Raw genomic sequence first — 18586 nt, 5'->3', positions numbered from 1 at the left:
TATAGTGCTATTTTCTTAACGCTATAATAGGTTACTTATTTAATGCAATTGGTATTACACGTATTTAGTGTTCATTTTAGGAAAGTTATGAAACCGTTATCTATTATTTTTGCCTCGTTAATTACTACCGTTGCGCTTATTACTTACGCCGCAGAACAAAGCGAGCCAGAGCAAAAAGAGCAGCAAGTTGAAGCTCAAGCAAACGTTGAAAAACCGAAAGTTGAAGATGAGCAATCAACAACTCAGGCTAAAGCTGACGAGAAAGTAAATACGCTTGAATACAAAGCACCTGAGCTTAAAAAGCCAACAATTGATGCGACTAAACCAGACGATTCAAAAGTATTGGGTAACGAGCAGATTAAACCCACTGAAAAGCCTAAAAATAAAATAGAAAAAGCAGTGGCTGTAGCCGAAGCTGAAAAAGCAGTTACGCAAGCAAAAGAAGCGCTAACAGTTAAGCAGCAAACCAAAGCTAAGCAATCGCGCGAATCACTTGCGGTAGTAGAGCAGTTAGTTAAAGCCTATAACGCACGCAACATTGAAGAGTTTCTTCGTGTATATGCCGAAGATGTTGAGTTTTATATTTTCCCTAATGAGCTATTATTTAAAGGTAAAGAAAAACTAATAGAACGTTATGGACTAATGTTTAAAAAGTTAAAGTGTATTCACTCATCACCCATTAAGCGCATAGTGCACGGTGATATAGTGATTGATCACGAACTATCAGAAACCTGTTCAACTGACGAAAACGTGATTGATAAACGCTCAGAACTTATTTCGAGCTACCAAATTAAAGATGGGAAAATAGTACGCGTACTGTTTTTTAGATAAAGGCTATTAATGCAAATAAATGACGACAAAAAAATCCGCTTAATGTATCGCATTGAGCCCGGTTGCCTCGGCCCTAAGGGGGCTGAGCATGTTGAAGATTTTTGTCGTTTTGCAAATAAGCATATTAAGTCACCATTTTATGGCCAATTTGTATTTTTACCTCGTTACGATAAAACCATAGACGAGCGACAATACAGCGTTAACAGCCGTAATTTATCACTTGCTCAGGCTCGGGCTTATTTAAAACACTTTGATATTAATATTGAAGAATTTGAAGAACAGCTCGACGAGCTTCTCACCAAAGCGATTGATTTATATTTTAAACGATAGCATTGAATTGCTGTTGCTTAGGTATTGTCTCCCCTCAAAAGTACACTTTAATTATTATTAAAAGTATAAGTAATGTCTTTCACAAAGATAAGGTAATCAGTAATAACTGAGAAAAACCATATCGGCCAATATGTATCACTTACTCTAAAAGCGCAGCGCCTCTTAACCTCTTTGTGGATAATTAGCCCTTTAAAAGCTTTTATTTGCACAATGAGAAGTAAAAGAGGAGTAAATGAGAAAAGCCGAAAACAAAAAACAGTATTTTTATGTTTTATCACTACTCTAAAAGCGCAGCGCCTCTTAACCTCTTTGTGAATTAATTAACTAAATATTTTAAAAGCCCTAAAAACAAAAAGCGGTGTTAATTTTAACACCGCTTAATGCGAAATATATATTTAGCTTTAGTAAGCTTGGGTTACAACATAGGTTTTATAACATCAAACACAGCTTCTATATGGTCGTCTCTGTCGTTTAGTGCCGCTATGTAACGGTATTTTTCGCCGCCTGCGTTTTCGAATATTTCACGGTTTTCGCCTTCTAGCTCTTCAAGTGTTTCTAGGCAGTCGGCGCTAAAAGCAGGACTGATAATAGCTACATCGGTAATACCTTCATCAGGTAATGCTGCAAGAGTTGCGTCGGTGTAGGGCTTTAACCACTCAGCTTTACCAAATCGACTTTGAAAAGTGCTAATTACTTTGTCTTTATCAAGGCCTAGTTTTTCGACAACTAAGCGTGTGGTTTGTAAACATAAGCAGTGGTACGGGTCGCCGCGCTCTAAAAACAATTTAGGCATACCGTGATACGAAAAAACAATTTTTTGTGGCATACCATTCGCTTCTAAATCCTCACTAATACTATTAGCAAGGGATTCAATGTAACGGGTGTTTTTATGATAACCATTAACAAAATGCAGCTCTGGCACCCAGCGCCATTTACGCAGTACGCTCGATACGGCATCAAAGGTTGAGCCTGTAGTTGGGCTAGAATATTGCGGATACATTGGCAGTATAATAATACGCGTTAAGCCTTTATCTCGTAGTTCTTCAAGGCCTGCCTCTATTGAAGGATTGCCATAACGCATAGCCATTACCACTTCAGTATTTGTATACCCTTGCTCTTTTAATAAGGCATTTAGCTTTACGCTTTGTTGGCGAGTGATGTGAGTAAGCGGTGAACCATTTTCGGTCCATATACTTTCGTATAATTTAGCCGAACGCTTAGGGCGCACACGCAAAATAATGCCATGTAATATTATCATCCATACTAGGCGTGGTATTTCTACAATGCGTGGATCTGATAAAAACTCACGTAAATATGTACGAAGCGCAGCCGCTGTTGGTGCATCGGGGCTACCTAAGTTAGTAAGCAGTATTCCCGTTTTTTGGTTAAAACGCCCATCATGGGGATTGTCAGTAACCGCAGAAAATCGCGACACAGAGAGCTCCTTCAAGCAAATTCAATTATGTATTTTATGCACATTGTAACGAAAAAAACTGCCGTTTAGATCAATCATTTAGCAGTTTTAACCATTATTCTAAACGGGGTTGGCTTTTTAGATTCTAACTGTTGGAGTTTTTCTATCGATTTGCGGCTAAATACGTGGCCTTTTGGCAGCAACATTATACCTGCATGGCTGTGCAGAGCATGGCCAAGTGTCATTTGATCTTTTAGTTCATGGGCATTACAAATTAGCACTGATCCTGCTGAACTTTTTTGTTCGTGTAGTTTTGCATGGCTTGCTTCAAGCGCACGTACAATTTTGGGGTGATAAAACGAACCACTGTAAAGCTTTACACTTTCAAGTGCGTCATCGTGGCGCTGCTTTTCATCGCTTGCATTGCTCTGCTCAAATGCATCCCAGTAATCGCGCGCTAACCCCAATACCATAGCTCCTATTGGTATGTCGTTTCCGGCAAGACCTTTGGGCATTCCATTACCGTTAAAACGTTCAAACTGATAATAAATAGCATCTGATAAATCGTGTAAATGTATTGCTGGCATTAGCATTAATTGTGCAGTACTTGGGTGAGTATAAAAGGTCTTACGTTGTTGCTCATTTAACCTGTTTAGCGGTTTTTTATAAAGCTCAGGGTCCATAGCAAGCAAACCTATTTGCGCTAAATAGCCAGCCATTGGGGCAAGATCAATGCTTTTTTGCGACAGGTTTAAATAAAGCGCTATTTGTGTGCAGGTATTTGCAATGTTTTGTGCTTTGTTGCCGTCTAGGTAGGGGTTTGCGTTAATAAAATTATATAGTAACTCTACAGTTGATTTGTGCTCTTGTTTTTCACGCTCGTTGGCGTCTTCAAGCTTTTTTAAAACTTGTTTTATTTGTAAAGTACGTTTATCTACTCGCTGCTCTAACGTGTTGTTTAGCTCTAGCAGTTCTTGGTTTTGCGCCTTAACTTGTGCTTCTAACTTTTGATTTTGTTTTTTTAGCGCAAACTTTTCAAGGCTATCTTTAATGCTTCGAAGTAATAAGTCGTTTTGCCAAGGCTTTTGAATATAGCCATTTATTTGACCTTGGTTAACAGCCGCTAGGGTTGTTTGTATATCGGCGTAACCGGTTAACAAAATACGTTGGGTGTCGGGTGCCAGCGCGCGCGCTTTTTCTAAAAACTCGGCACCGTTCATTACTGGCATACGCATGTCGCTAATAATTAAACCAAACTCATGATTTTTAAAAAGTGTTAATGCGTTTTGCGGATTATCGCAAACAATAACCGACAGGCCATTTACTTCAAGTAAACGGGTTAACGTGCGTAGTACTATTTCATCATCATCAATGCAAAGTACATCAACCTGATTCATCGGTGTGTTTGGTGTTGCTTGAGTCATTGCGCCGCCTTTAAATTACTTCTGGCTAAATAATAGCTTAAAAAAATATTCTATGGTGAGTTTGTCCTGCCTTTATTTATAGCTGAATCTAAGTAATGTAGTTATTACCCATAAGTAGATAGTTGCTAACACTAAAGTTGCAAATTTGCGTGTAACCAACTAAACATTAAGTATAAAGTTATCTATATGGATGAAAGGAATGAATGGATCAGATGGTAATTTTGAACGTGCTTTTTTAAACGAACAAAAGCTGCGCTTGGCCGCAGAACAATTACTTAAAGATAAAAGCACCGTTTTAGTTGCCATAAATAATGAATTACAAAAAAAAGTAGCCGATTTAGAACATCAACAAATGCTGTTTGTGCAAACCGAAAAAATGGCGACCTTAGGAACGCTTTGTGCAGGCGTAGCGCACGAAATAAATACCCCGCTTGCCTATGCAATGAGTAATATAGAAAGCTTACAAAACTCTACCCCTTTGCTCATCACGCTGCTAAAACTTAACGAGCAATACTTAAATAACGAAATTAAAGAGAGCCGTTTTAAACACGAAATCGACATACTCAATTTACAGTATCCGTATGCGTGGCTTTATAACAATTTACAGGGGCAAGTTAACGACAGCGTTGAAGGACTCAAACGAATAAAACAAATTGTGCATGACTTATTAAACTTTGCTCACCCCACCTCTTCGCAAGATAAACAACTCACCGATATAACGACTGGCGCTAATAACGCTTTAAGATTATTGAGTAACAAACTTAAGTTATGCGAAATAAAAACACGCTTTGAACCACTACCACTTATTTGGTGCAATTTATCATCTATTAATCAGATTTTTGTAAATTTATTAATGAACGCTTGGCAAGCATGCGAGCTTGATTTAGAAAAAGGCTGCATTATTGAGGTGAGTATTTTTGAACAAGGCACAAATATATGTATTGAGGTAAAAGATAATGGCTGTGGAATGAGTGAAGACACAATAGCACATATGTTTGACCCTTTTTACACGACAAAAGAAGTTGGAAAAGGTACCGGTATGGGTATGACACTTGTATACGCTATGGTGAACGATCATGGTGGAAAAATAGAAGTTAACAGCACATTAGGGACAGGTACGACCATCCGCTGCCTATTACCTCTAAAAGTATAAATAAACGAGCAAAACCACATTGCAAATAAAAAGTTAACCGACTAGCTTTTGAAGTTTAATGCTCTTTTAGCGTGTATTTTAATCTATTTGATGTGGTTTTTTCTCATCTTGAAATTTATTTGCATACTTAGACCAATAATTTAGTTTTTTTCATTTCTTTTTGTTTGCATATGTTGCTAGGATGTTTGCAACAGGTTGTGAGTATCATAACCACACACATATTATAAGAACACAAAAAAACAGGGTCGTCACTATGCCAACATACCGTTTAAACACACTTGCTGTAGCCGTTGCTTTCGCGTTTAGCGCACCAAGCATTGTTAACGCAGAAGAAGCACCCGTGCAAGCTGCTAAAAACATTGAGCAAATTTCTGTATTAGGATCGCGTGTATCTAACCGTACCTCTACTGAGTCTTCTTCTCCTATTGATTTAATTGACGCTGATGATTTAACTAAAGGTGGTTTTACCGAATTAGGCCAAAGCCTGCAAGCGACAGCGCCTTCATTTAACTTTTCGCGTACACAAGTATCTGACGGTTCTGACCTATTTAGACCCGCAACACTTCGCGGCTTACAGCCAGATCAAACCCTTGTATTAGTAAATGGTAAACGTCGTCATAACCAATCAATTTTTGGCCTTAACGGTACAGTAGGCGCAGGCGCTGCGGGTACCGATATGAATGCTATTCCACTAACCGCACTTAAAGGCGTTGAAGTATTACGCGATGGCGCAGCGGCTCAGTATGGCTCTGACGCTATTGCAGGCGTAATTAACTTATCACTTAATAACTCAACAGGTATTACTACTGGCTTTGTGCAATATGGTGGCACTAGCGAAGGTGACGGCGATACAATTTCAGCAGGTTTAAATCGTGGTTTTGATATAGGCAGCGAAGGCGGCTTTATTAATTTATCACTTGAATACCGAGATGCTGATGGCACTAACCGCGCAGAGCGAGATACGGGTGGTTCGCTTGATGTTGAGCCTGGCACGCTAAGTGAAGATGTACGCTGGAGCCAAGGTAATTCAGAAAGTGAGTTTACGTCATTATTTTATAATATGGCCTTACCAATGGGCGACGGCGAGCTTTACTCGTTTGGTGGCTACTCAGAGCGTACGGCCCTAGGTAATGGCTTTTACCGTAACTTTAACGAAGCCTCTAAAAACGTAACACAAGTATACAGCGATGGTTTTTTACCGCGCATATATAACGAAGCACAAGATATTTCTATAGCGGTTGGTTTTAAAGGCGATATTAACCCAGATTGGAATTACGATGTATCGGCTGTTTATGGCGAAAACCAATACGATTTTACATCACGTAATACAATTAACGCTTCTTACGCGGCTGAGTATTTATTTAATAACCCTAGTGCAAGTGATGCCGACATTGCTGCAAACTCGGGCCCTAGTGGCGGTTACTCAGGTGGTTTTAGGTTTGATCAAACAACCGTTAACCTTGATGTAAACGGTATTGTAGATATTGGCCGCAGTGAGCCTTTATATGTAACTGTGGGCGCCGAGTACCGTAAAGAAAACTACGAAATAGTTGCAGGCGATGAAGCATCATACGCGTGTGGGTTAGCAAATACAGATACCTCTTACCCATCAGTAAACGACCCGAATCAATTTGCTGAGTGTGGTTTTCAGGCTTATAACGGCCTGCGCCCAGAGGCAACTAACGACAGCGATCGCAACAGCTACGCAGTTTATGTAGATGTAGAAACTATGGTCACAGACGCATGGAACGTAAGTGGTGCGCTACGTTATGAAGATTTCTCAGATGCTGGCGACGATTTAATTGGTAAATTAGCAACACGCTATGAATTTTCAGATGACTTTGCAGTACGTGGTGCGGTATCTACTGGTTTTAGAGCGCCATCGCTTCAACAAAGTGGTTATACAGCCTTTACAACTAACTTAGGCTCAGACGGTACACTAACGCAGTCGTTTACGGCAAACACAGGTACAGCTTTTCCAAGTGCGTTAGGTGTAGATAGCCTAGAGCTTGAAACATCAACAAACTACAGTGCTGGTTTTGTTTACGATGTAACAAGCGAGCTTTCGTTAACGGTTGATTTTTACCGCGTAGAAATTGAAGACCGTATTACACTTGGCAGCTTACTTAGCGCTGACGATGTATCGTTTAGCAGTGAAGCAGTTGCAGCGCTACAAGCAACGGGTGCAGTACAAGCTAACTACTTTTCAAACTCGGTTGATTCTACTACGCAGGGCGTTGATATTATTGCATCGTACCGTACAGACGTTGAAGGCGGTAATTTTGGTGTAACCTTTGCGGGCAACCTAAACGATACTAAAATTGACGGCGTAAATGCAGAAGACGGTATTCCTGAAGCAGTTGCATTTGACGACCTACAACGTAGCTTTTTTACAGACGGACAACCAAGTGAGCGTGCAACGCTTACCTTTGATTACGAGCGCGATGCATACACATCAACTATTCGCTTTAACTACTTTGGCGAAACAGACGTAAAATACTTTGGTAACGACCATATTTCATTACCAGGTGAGCTTTCGCCTACCGGTTCGTTTAAACCAACAAGTACGGTTGAATCTGCTGTGTTAGTTGATTTAAATGTTAGTTACCAAATTAACGACATGTTTGCGCTTTCGGTGGGTGCCGATAACGTGTTTGACGAAACGCCAGACGAGCTAGGTGACGACGAAGTACTTAACTTTATCACCAATGGTGCATTTAAATATCCTGTACGCGCATTGCCATACGGCTTTGACGGCAGAACGTACTATGCAAAAGTAAGCTTTAGCTTTTAATTTTTAAAGCAAATTAAACCACATTAAGCGCGGTTATTAACTGCGCTTTTTTTATGCGTTTTTATTATTAAAATACGACCAAAAGAATGTTAAAAATACTTGCGCGGTTGAAAATTAAGCCTACAATCGCCATCTATTAAATAGGCTAATATAAAAGCCTCTTTATAATTTTTTTAAATAATCAATTAGTTGATAGGAAATATATGACTAAAAAATCTAAAGCAAAAACCGCAAGCAACAGCGCGGTAGATACAGGACGAGGCGTTATAAACCACAATGCACTAGCAGCGTTGGTAACCTCTAAATTATTTAAACCACAAGTGGTTAAAGCTAAAAAAGGCAAAGGTTCGTTTAAACGCAGCAACAAACATTCAGGACAAGAGTCCTATTTAATCGCGGCTTAAATAGCACCGATCAAATAGGGCTTTTGAATATAGTAAGCGAGGTTTTATACCTCGCTTTTACTTTTAAAGCATTAAAGCCACGTTACATGAGCGCGAAATAAATTCGCACCTACGGGTTTGGTGTTTGCACGATGTAGGTGAGGTTTTATACCTCGCTATTAAAGCATTGAAGCCACATTACCTGAGCGCGAAATAAATTCGCACCTACGGGCTTGGTGTTTGCACGATGTAGGTGAGGTTTTATACCTCGCTTTTACTTTTAAAGCATTAAAGCCACGTTACATGAGCGCGAAATAAATTCGCACCTACGGGTTTGGTATTTGCACGATTGTAGGTGAGGTTTTATACCTCGTTTTAAAACATTAAAGCTACGTTACATGAGGGCGATGTAAAATCGCACCTACAAGTTTGTAGAGCACGGTGGTTCAAACTGCTGTGCTGAATTTTTAACTGTTTGTGATGGGTTTTCACCAAAAAGTTGCGTGTAATCTTTAGCAAATTGTCCCGCGTGCCAAAATCCCCAATTGGCTGCTATTACTGAAATTGGCTTATCTTGGTTTAATTTTTTCAGTTCCCGCCTTACATTATTTAAACGTGTTAAACGTAAAAACCGCAAAGGGTTAATTCCTAAAATACTCTCAAAGCTATATTGAAGTGTGCGCCTACTTACAAAGGCAAGCTCGCACAGCTCGGTTATGGTTATTGTTTTTTGTGGATTTGTGGTCACATACTCTTTTACTTTATCTACCACGGCTTTTCGACGTTTATAACTTGCCGCAATATTTTGCTGTGGATTATCCGCTTGTAATAAGTGTAGCGCCAACATGTTTAGCATATCTTGTTGTGATTCGGTTTTAAGTCCAAAGCCCTTGCCTACAACCATACTATTAATTATTTGCCTTGCCGTTTGCAATGATGAGTTGCTCACCGATAAGCGAGCTGATTGCGCAGATGACAAGTTTTTCAATGTTACACCTTGTAGCTGCGCCATATATTCAATTGAGTTCCAATCGATTACCAAACCATAAATATTAAATTGCTCAGGGGTTATCAGTTCAAAGTCATTATCACTTGTACGGCACATAAATTGATTACTTGCCACATTTAGGCCATTAATTCTACTTTGCTGCGACTGATAAGGGATGCCGAGCCAAACAGAATTGGGGGCTATGTTACATTGCTGACGAAGCGCTCGCTCGGTGTATTCTTTAAACACGTGAATATTGGCGTAATCCGTTTCTTCAATAAAACCATAAAAGCTGCCGTCGCTCATTTGATCGTATTTTTGCTGCCATTGAGTAAGGCTATGCGCTTGCTCGTCTATGTCATGTGTTTGCACCTTGCTCTTAAGTGGTGCGCCGTACCTATTTTGCTGCGCCATATAGGGGATGCTCTTTTTCGTTACACTTTTATTATGCTTAAGTTAACACCGCTTTGCGTATGCAACCAATTGAATTGGATTAATAAATAATCTTTTGCCAAAATTCGATAGTTACTTGGTACAAAATAAGCTGTCTTGTAACTATTCAAAATTGATTTATAGCTAAAATATAGCAAAACCTATACCAAGGTTTGTCATGTTAGTTATGTGGAGTAAATCATGGGGCAAGCGTACAGTTACACTTTAGGTACACATACTTATAAATTCAATAACTTAGCCCAGTTAATGGCTAAAGCAACGCCGCAGCGTTCGGGTGATCGCTTAGCGGGTGTAATTGCACAGTCGGCGCAAGAGCGCGCTGTAGCACAAATGGCATTGGCCGATGTACCTCTTAAAACATTTTTAAATGAGGTACTTATTCCCTATGAAGATGACGAAATTACACGTTTAATTATTGACGAGCATGATGCGAATGCTTTTATGGCTATTGCACATTTAACCGTAGGTGACTTTCGTAATTGGCTTTTAAGCGACTTTGCAACACCCGCTGTGCTTGCAAGTATAAGGCAGGGTATTACACCCGAAATGGCTGCAGCTGTTAGCAAAATAATGCGCAATCAAGATCTCATATTAATTGCTAAAAAGTGCCATGTTACGAGTGCTTTTAGAAATACCATTGGCCTTCCTGGGCATTTATCTACACGTTTACAACCAAACCACCCTACTGATGATATTAACGGTATTGCTGCATGCATGCTCGATGGTCTGCTATACGGTAATGGCGATGCAGTAATAGGTATCAACCCTGCAACCGATAATGTTGCTCAAGCCATTAAATTAATGACGCTAATGGATGATGTTATTCAAAAATATGAAATACCAACCCAAAGCTGTGTACTCACCCATGTTACTAACACGATTGAATGCATAGAAGCAGGTGCACCGGTTGATTTAGTGTTTCAGTCGATTGGCGGCACAGAGGCTACTAATTCAAGTTTTGGCTTTAATTTAAATACCTTAGCCGAAGCGCAAGATGCGGCCTTGAGTTTAAAGCGCGGTACTGTTGGCAATAACGTGATGTATTTTGAAACCGGGCAAGGCAGTTCGCTTTCAGCAAATGCGCATCATGGGCTTGATCAGCAAACGTGTGAAGCTCGCGCTTATGCCGTTGCTCGTAAGTTTAACCCGTTACTGGTAAATACCGTGGTGGGGTTTATTGGCCCTGAATATTTGTTTGATGGTAAGGAAATTACTCGAGCAGGACTTGAGGATCATTTTTGCGCTAAGTTACTAGGTATACCGATGGGGTGCGACGTGTGTTACACCAATCATGCAGAGGCCGATCAAAACGATATGGATAACTTGCTAACGCTATTAGGCGTTGCAGGTTGCTCGTTTGTAATGGGAATACCTGGCTCTGACGACATTATGCTTAATTACCAAACTACGTCGTTTCATGATGCATTATATGTTCGTCGTGTTCTTGGCTCTAGACCCGCCCCTGAGTTTGAGGCATGGCTGAGCAAAATGAAAATTATGCAAAGCACTTCCGATATTACACTTTCAGATACTTTGCCTCCCGCTTTTGCCAAACCTCTGGGTGCAATTACTGGAGGTGGCTCATGAAATCAAGTTCAAAACAGAGCACTCCTTTAGATAACTCAGTAAACGAGCATAAAAATAACGGTAATGTAGTGCACAACCCTTGGAGTGATTTACGCCGTTTTACCGACGCGCGTATTGGTCTTGGGCGTGCGGGTATAAGTTTGCCCACCTCAGAAATGCTGGCTTTTCAGCTATCTCATGCACAAGCGCGCGATGCGGTGAGCTTTCCGCTAGATATTAACGAAATGACTGAGCAACTGGGTAGTATTAGTGCTCTAAAAGAGGTTGCTCCTCCCCTTCATTTACACAGCCAAGCTACTGACAGGGTTACTTACCTTCAGCGACCCGATTTAGGCCGCAAGCTTAATGACAATGGTAGGCAAATACTTCTCAGCTATATGAATAAACAAAAACACACTACGCAGGCTAAATACGATTTAGCGATTGTCGTGGTTGATGGACTCTCGTCGTTGGCGGTACAAAAAAATGCATACCCATTTATAACAGAGCTATTAACGCACCTCACAACAGACAAGCAATTTAAAATTGCTCCCATTACTTTGGTTGAGCAAGGGCGAGTAGCGATTGGCGACGATATAGGTGAGCTGCTAAATGCGCAGGTGGTTATGGTGTTAATAGGAGAGCGCCCAGGACTTAGTTCGCCAGATAGCCTTGGCTTGTATTTAACGTGGGAGCCCAAAACAGGACTTAACGATGCATGTCGTAATTGCATATCGAATATTCGCCCTGCAGGCCTGCCTTATGCTGAAGCGGCTAGGCGTGCACTGTACTTATTACGTGAAGCTAAAAAACTAAAACTAACTGGGGTTAATTTAAAAGACCGCACACAAGACGATGTCATTGAGCATCAGGTTTCAACCACTAACTTTTTAATTGCTGAGTAATTTTAATTAAAAACACGTGAAATAAAACAATAAAAACTAAACATCAACGGAGAAGGGTTATGTCTACTAATAATACAGAGTACCTTGCTAAAAGACAGTTAAAACGGGGTACTGCGGGATGGTTATTACTCGCAGGTTTGGGTGTGTCGTATGTAATATCGGGTGACTTTGCAGGCTGGAACTTTGGTATTGCCGAAGCCGGTTGGGGTGGCTTTGCCATTGCAGCAGTATTAATGGCAATTATGTATTTAGCGCTAGTATTGTCGCTTGCTGAAATGTCAGCTGCAATACCTGCTGCAGGCGGTGGTTATAGTTTTGCGCGTCAAGCTATCGGGCCAGCGGGAGGCTATTTAACCGGGCTTGCCGTATTAATTGAATATGCCTTAGCGCCCGCTGCTATTGTTATTTTTATAGGCTCTGCAGTTGAAGCCCTTACCGGATTTAATGGCCCATGGGTATATGCATTATTTTACTTACTATTTGTGGGCATTCATTTAGCAGGCGTAGGAGAAGCACTTAAAGTAATGATGGTAATAAGTGGTTTAGCGGTATTAGCTATTATTGCGACCGCATTTGTATTAATCACAAATTTTGATGCATCACGCTTATTTGACGTCCCCGTAACCGATGCAGTGGGAGCCAGTGAGTTTTTACCTTTAGGTTGGTACGGAGTTTGGGCTGCATTACCGTTTGCCATGTGGTTGTTTTTAGCGGTTGAAGGTGTACCGCTTGCTGCAGAAGAAGCAAAAGATCCCGCTAAAGATGTGCCTAAAGGCATAATTGGTGCAATGATCTTTTTGTTATTTACTGCATTTTTAGTGGTAGTTTTAGTACCAGGTGCTGGCGGTGCGGCTGCAATGGGCGCAAGTGCAGTGCCTTTAGTTGATGCATTAAACGCATCGGGTAGTGAGGGCTTAGCAACCGTTGTAAATATATTAGGGCTTGCGGGGTTAGTCGCTTCATTCTTTTCTATAATTTATGGTTATAGTCGCTTAGTGTTTGCTTTATCTAGAGCCGGTTATTTACCGCGTTCGTTGTCTATTACTACTAATCGCAAAGTGCCAGCACGTGCGTTAATTGTACCGGCAGTATTTGGTTTTTTAGTATCACTCAGTGGCGAGGGTGACTTAATACTCGCAATGGCTGTAGTGGGAGCAACGGTATCGTATGCATTAATGGCGCTGAGCCATATTTTGCTACGCGTTAAACAACCTGATTTACCTCGCCCGTACAAAACTCCTGGTGGTGTAGTTACTTCAAGTATTGCTTTAGTGCTTTCGCTTATAGCATTAACGGGTGTGTATGCATTTGACCCTCGTGCATTTTTATACACTATGGTGCTGTTTATTGTGGGTGCGGCTTATTACTTTGGCTATAGCTCAAAGCACTTAGTTGCTAAAAGCGCGGACGAAGAATTTGCAATGCTGGCGGATGCAGAATCTGATTTAGAAATGGCTAAGTAGACATTAATAGCTATTAAATATAAGTGAGGAGACCCCTCACTTATATTTTTATGCACGCTGTAGGATGTAAAAATAGCGCCTACATTTAGACATCAAGTCCCCTCTCTATTTTATTTATACCGTTTAAAACTAAAACTTAATGTTGCCGCGTAGCGCTTTGTTTTGCCCATGTTTAGTTTTTTTATCCATACGTTTGCGCTGTGAATTACGGCTAGGCTTGGTGGCACGACGCGCCTTATTGACAACGGTAGCACTAAGTATTAAATCTTTTAAACGTTTAAGGGCATCTTCTCGGTTTAGCTCTTGTGTACGATGGCTTTGCGCTTTAATTATTAAAACGCCCTCTTTGGTGATTCTTGAATCATTTAAGGCAAGCAAGCGTTCTTTGTAGAAGTCAGGTAATTTAGAGCGGTTAATATCAAAGCGTAAATGAATTGCACTTGCCACTTTGTTAACATTTTGACCACCGGCACCTTGCGAACGAATAGCCGTGAGCTCTAGTTCCCATTCATCGATAGTGACAGTATTTGAAATTGTTAACATTGTGTTCAGCTCTATTTGTCAAAAATGCATTATATCATTTGTAACTATATTTGTGCTGAATCAGCTTAAGTTATAGGACTTTAAAGTATTTATACTACTTTATAGCCTAAATCCCCCTAATACTTTAGTTTTGTATTGGCAAGCGCTTACATTTAGTTTTAAATAGCGTTAATTAAACAACAGGAAATGCCCAATGAAAAAAATACTTTTATCACTTAGCTTATTAGCAATGAGTTTTTCAAGCCTTGCAGAAGACATTAGCGAAGGCCAATTACAAAGCTACATGAAAGCATTACCTGCTGTAACTAGCTGGGCAAGCAGCCAAGAGTCGTTAAAAGACTTAGATTTAGCAAGTATGTTAGGTGGTTCTGCAGAGCAAAGCGTTGGCGAACAAAGCTCTTTAGCTAATAGCGCACTAAGCATGATTAAAGAACAAGACCTGTACAAAAGCTTCGCGGGTGTTACAAACCGTTATGGTTTTACGCCAGAGCAGCTAGTAACGGTAGGTTCTGAAGTATCAATGGCTTATATCGAAAATCTTAAATCGGGCCTTTCTGCTGATAACCAAGAAACGGCAACTAAAGTAATGGGCGGCCTGCAAAGCCTTAAAAGTGCTAAAGATAGTGGCGCTAGCTCGTTAATGGGTTCGTTTGGTAAATCTTCAAGCGCAGCTGCGGAGTCTACGGATTCTTTAGTAAGCGAAAGCAACCTTGAACTTGTGAGCGAATACATGCCACAACTACAAAAGCTTTTTGCACTTCTATAAGTTTTATTGTTTTATACAAAAAGGTGGCTTTTGCCGCCTTTTTTAATGCCTAACTTTTATATGACTTAGATAGATTACGATATTTTGTGAGCAATACTGAGTGGTGCTGTGTGCAAAATTTAATGCAAAAATAGCTTTCTATCACCGCTTATTTAATCTGGGATATGGGTCGTAAGTTGTCAATTTTTATAAAAAGGCAGCTTTGTTTAACGGTATGGCAAATATTAAAAAACGGGGGAGTAAGTTATTACTCCCCCGTTTTTATTTAGCGTACAGATTATTTAAGATCGAACCTGTCTGCGTTCATTACTTTTACCCATGCATTTACAAAGTCATGTACAAAACGCTCTTTGTTATCGTCTTGTGCATAAAACTCAGCAAGTGCGCGCAATATAGAGTTTGATCCAAATACTAAATCAACGCGTGTTGCCGTCCATTTAGTCGTACCACTTTTACGGTCTACTATATTGTATAAGCCTTTTTGAACCGGCTCCCAACGATTTGACATATCAGTTAAGTTTACAAAGAAGTCGTTGGTTAATGAACCTACGCTATTTGTAAATACGCCATGTTCGCTGCCAGCATAGTTAGTACCTAGTACTCGCATACCACCAATAAGTACCGACATTTCTGGTGCACTTAATCCCATTAACTGGCTACGTTCTAGTAATAACTCTTCAGCTGATACTGTGTAATCTTTTTTCAACCAATTTCTAAAACCATCATGAATTGGTTCTAATACATCAAACGATTCTGCATCAGTCATTTCGTCTGTTGCATCTCCTCGACCTGGTGCAAACGGCACGTTTACATCAACACCCGCTTGTTTTGCAGCTTGTTCTACGGCTGCTGTACCACCTAAAACAATTAAGTCGGCGATGCTAATTGGTTTATTCAAGCCAGCCTGCACTTTTTCAAGCGCACTAAGTACTGATACTAAACGTTCTGGCTCATTACCTTGCCAATCTTTTTGCGGTGCTAAACGAATGCGTGCACCATTTGCGCCGCCACGTTTATCAGAACCACGATAAGTACGTGCGCTATCCCAAGCTGTATTTATTAAATCAGCGGCACTAACACCACAATTTAATAATGTCGTTTTAAGATCGCTAATTTCGTCGTCTGTTAATGTGTAATCAACGGCTGGAATTGGATCTTGCCAAATTAAGTCTTCACTTGGTACGTCGGCGCCTAAGTAACATGATTTAGGGCCTAAGTCGCGGTGAGTCAGTTTAAACCATGCTCGCGCAAACACATCTGAAAAGTATTCAAAGTCGTTATTAAAACGTTCAATGATTTTGCGATATTCAGGGTCCACTTTCATGGCCATATCAGCATCAGTCATCATTGGCTTTAAGCGAATTGATGGATCTTCTACATCGACAGGTTTGTCTTCTTCTTTAATATTAATAGGCTCCCACTGATGAGCGCCTGCTGGGCTTTTAGTCAGTTCCCATTCGTAGTTTAGAAGTAAGTAACAGTAACCGTTATCCCATGTGGTTGGGTGTGTAGTCCACGCACCTTCAAGACCTGAAGTAACAGTATCGCGGCCAATACCGCGTGTTGTTGTATTATTCCAGCCAAGACCTTGCTCCTGTACGTCTGCAGCTTCTGGTTCTGGGCCTAAGTTTTCAGCTTTACCGTTACCATGTGTTTTACCTACAGTATGGCCGCCCACAGTTAATGCTGCGGTCTCTTCGTCATCCATTGCCATGCGGGCAAAGGTTTCGCGAACTTGAGCCGCTGTTTTAAGCGGATCGGGTATACCGTTAACACCTTCTGGGTTTACATAAATTAAGCCCATTTGTACTGCTGCTAATGGGTTTTCCATCGTGTCTGGTTTATCTACACTTTCGTAACGGCCGTCACTTGGCGCTAACCATTCTTTTTCAGCTCCCCAGTAAACGTCTTTTTCAGGGTGCCAAATATCTTCTCGGCCGCCTGCAAAACCAAAGGTTTTTAAACCCATTGATTCGTATGCCATGTTGCCCGCTAAAATAATTAAGTCGGCCCATGAAAGCTTGTTACCGTATTTTTTCTTTATTGGCCACAGTAAACGGCGCGCTTTGTCGAGGTTACCGTTATCTGGCCATGAGTTAAGTGGTGCAAAACGTTGATTACCTGTACCACCGCCTCCTCGGCCATCGGCTAAACGGTAAGAACCCGCTGAATGCCATGCTAGGCGAATCATTAAACCGCCGTAATGTCCCCAATCGGCTGGCCACCAATCTTGGCTATCGGTCATTAAGCTTTTTACATCTGTTTTTAGCGCGTCAAGATCGATTGACTTAAATGCTTCAGCATAATTAAAGTCGCTATTGTATGGGTTTGATTTGGTGTCGTGCTGATGAAGAATGTCTAAGTTTAGGGCATTTGGCCACCAATCAGTATTGGGATTAGACGTTTTAGTATTACTGCCGTGCATGACCGGACATTGGCCTGCTTTAGGGTTGCTCATTCTGGAATCCTTATAATGGAAAAGTAAAATACTTAATCAATCAGTATTGTTGCTTATGTATTTATAACTCTTTAAAAAATAACGGTTATTTTTATTTAATCGGCTTACTTATTATTTAGTGTGCCTGCCTAAACACTTACGTATCCTTAATATAGGCGCATAAATTATGCTACGCCAGCCTCAACATACTATTTAAAACGATTGCTCCAATTTATATTTTTGATTGGTCTTTTGCTAATGATGTATTTAACAATAGCTTTGTAATTACGTTTTAAATAATAGTAAAAATAAATCTGATGACGCTCGTGTAAAGTATTGCAGGGTAAAATACAAAATTAGTAAACTAACCTTAATCTTTTTACTAGACCTGTGATCGAATTGAAAAATTTCGGCGTAATGGTATGTGAAGGGTTTGAAAGTGGCTTTAATTTATTTAAAGCGCACATTGGAATACCCCCCTTCACCATGAAATTGTAGTTATATAGTTATAATTATAAAGGTGCATTACTTAAGCCCAATGCACCTTTACTTTATAAACCGAATACTTAAAGTATTCTTATATTTTTAACTAATTGAATTGAATTAAGTATTTGTTCAGAAAGATTCAGTTAGTATGAAGTTGTTCTCCTGTGAATCCCTACGACATATTGTTGTTTTAAGCAGTTTTTGCCAGCTCATATTGAGCTGGCTTTTTTTTGCCTATTTTTCCTAAAACCACTTAAGTATTAGCAAAATGCCGTCGTATCGCTCTATTTTGCTATACTCAACAAGTTAAAAATTTTGCGCAATTATTGATCCTATCTAAATTGAATAAGTTTTAATCCTGAAAAGTCAACGCGCCCTAGGGCGTGTTGTTCTTTGTGGATTGAAATTTGTTCAATCTAGGGGCGATTAAATCACGGCGCGAGGTTTGTAACCTAGTGGGCTAAGTAAAAACCGAGCAACAAAGAGTTAATCGTCCCTAGAAAGAACCCAAAGGGCAGCGCATGTTTGGTATTAATGCTGCGTTATCGCCTATTTATGGGGAGTAACCACACTACATAGGCTCTACCTTGCCTAAAAACCAAACATACTGTTGCAAATTCCCCCACCAAAGTTCAACACGCCCTAGTGCC

14 protein-coding genes are annotated in these 18586 nt (G+C 40.3%); 9 read left to right on the top strand and 5 right to left on the bottom strand.

The annotated features are described in order from the left end of the window. The first annotated feature begins 87 nt into the window (after positions 1–87). Positions 88–831 (top strand): nuclear transport factor 2 family protein, encoded by a 744-nt coding sequence (locus BW142_RS11665; protein WP_024599411.1) that lies wholly within the window; start codon positions 88–90, stop codon positions 829–831. A gap of 9 nt (positions 832–840) precedes the next feature. Continuing rightward, a complete protein-coding gene (locus BW142_RS11660) occupies positions 841–1161 on the top strand; it encodes a hypothetical protein (RefSeq protein WP_076924937.1) in 321 nt (106 codons plus the stop codon). Between the two features lie 415 nt (positions 1162–1576). Here BW142_RS11660 and hemH read toward each other — a convergent pair whose 3' ends face one another. Next, positions 1577–2596 carry a ferrochelatase gene (hemH, locus tag BW142_RS11655; RefSeq protein ID WP_076924936.1) on the bottom strand — a complete coding sequence of 340 codons (1020 nt, stop codon included), beginning with the start codon at positions 2594–2596 and terminating at the stop codon, positions 1577–1579. A 74-nt stretch (positions 2597–2670) separates the two neighbouring features. Further along, positions 2671–3999, bottom strand: coding sequence for an HD domain-containing phosphohydrolase (locus BW142_RS11650; protein ID WP_076924935.1), 1329 nt, complete (start codon positions 3997–3999; stop codon positions 2671–2673). Positions 4000–4198: 199 nt separating this feature from the next. On the opposite strand from BW142_RS11650, the gene BW142_RS11645 reads away from it, so the two are divergent. The 3 genes from BW142_RS11645 to BW142_RS11635 all read left to right on the top strand — a co-directional run bounded on the left by BW142_RS11645 (position 4199) and on the right by BW142_RS11635 (position 8350). Beyond that, positions 4199–5152: a HAMP domain-containing sensor histidine kinase gene (locus BW142_RS11645; protein WP_024599415.1), complete on the top strand. Its 954-nt coding sequence runs from the start codon at positions 4199–4201 to the stop codon at positions 5150–5152. 253 nt (positions 5153–5405) lie between these two features. Beyond that, a complete protein-coding gene (locus BW142_RS11640; protein WP_076924934.1) occupies positions 5406–7946 on the top strand; it encodes a TonB-dependent receptor in 2541 nt (846 codons plus the stop codon). 203 nt (positions 7947–8149) lie between these two features. Then, positions 8150–8350, top strand: a complete 201-nt coding sequence (locus BW142_RS11635) for a ribosome alternative rescue factor ArfA (RefSeq protein ID WP_024591136.1) — start codon at positions 8150–8152, stop codon at positions 8348–8350. 400 nt (positions 8351–8750) lie between these two features. On the opposite strand, the gene BW142_RS11630 is transcribed toward BW142_RS11635, so the two are convergent. Next, positions 8751–9731: a helix-turn-helix domain-containing protein gene (locus BW142_RS11630; protein ID WP_076924933.1), complete on the bottom strand. Its 981-nt coding sequence runs from the start codon at positions 9729–9731 to the stop codon at positions 8751–8753. Between the two features lie 219 nt (positions 9732–9950). On the opposite strand from BW142_RS11630, the gene BW142_RS11625 reads away from it, so the two are divergent. The 3 genes from BW142_RS11625 to eat are packed head-to-tail and all read left to right on the top strand — an operon-like array spanning position 9951 to position 13704. Next, positions 9951–11357: an ethanolamine ammonia-lyase subunit EutB gene (locus BW142_RS11625; protein ID WP_076924932.1), complete on the top strand. Its 1407-nt coding sequence runs from the start codon at positions 9951–9953 to the stop codon at positions 11355–11357. After that, positions 11354–12241 carry an ethanolamine ammonia-lyase subunit EutC gene (gene eutC / locus BW142_RS11620; RefSeq protein WP_076924931.1) on the top strand — a complete coding sequence of 296 codons (888 nt, stop codon included), beginning with the start codon at positions 11354–11356 and terminating at the stop codon, positions 12239–12241. Before BW142_RS11625 ends, eutC begins: the two co-directional genes overlap by 4 nt. A gap of 59 nt (positions 12242–12300) precedes the next feature. Beyond that, positions 12301–13704: an ethanolamine permease gene (gene eat / locus BW142_RS11615; protein WP_076924930.1), complete on the top strand. Its 1404-nt coding sequence runs from the start codon at positions 12301–12303 to the stop codon at positions 13702–13704. A gap of 129 nt (positions 13705–13833) precedes the next feature. Here eat and arfB read toward each other — a convergent pair whose 3' ends face one another. Next, the gene (gene arfB / locus BW142_RS11610; RefSeq protein ID WP_024599421.1) at positions 13834–14247 is read right to left on the bottom strand and encodes an alternative ribosome rescue aminoacyl-tRNA hydrolase ArfB; all 414 of its coding nucleotides are present in this window, start codon (positions 14245–14247) and stop codon (positions 13834–13836) included. Positions 14248–14440: 193 nt separating this feature from the next. Between arfB and BW142_RS11605 the strand changes: the two genes are divergently transcribed. Beyond that, complete coding sequence (locus BW142_RS11605) at positions 14441–15013, top strand: hypothetical protein (protein WP_024599422.1); 573 nt, start codon at positions 14441–14443, stop codon at positions 15011–15013. A gap of 277 nt (positions 15014–15290) precedes the next feature. Here BW142_RS11605 and katG read toward each other — a convergent pair whose 3' ends face one another. Beyond that, positions 15291–17471, bottom strand: a complete 2181-nt coding sequence (gene katG, locus BW142_RS11600; protein ID WP_076924929.1) for a catalase/peroxidase HPI — start codon at positions 17469–17471, stop codon at positions 15291–15293. Positions 17472–18586 lie beyond the last annotated feature (1115 nt).

Source organism: Pseudoalteromonas sp. EB27, assembly GCF_001974875.1.
Classification (GTDB): domain Bacteria; phylum Pseudomonadota; class Gammaproteobacteria; order Enterobacterales; family Alteromonadaceae; genus Pseudoalteromonas.
This window is presented reverse-complemented; position numbering and strand designations above follow the sequence as displayed.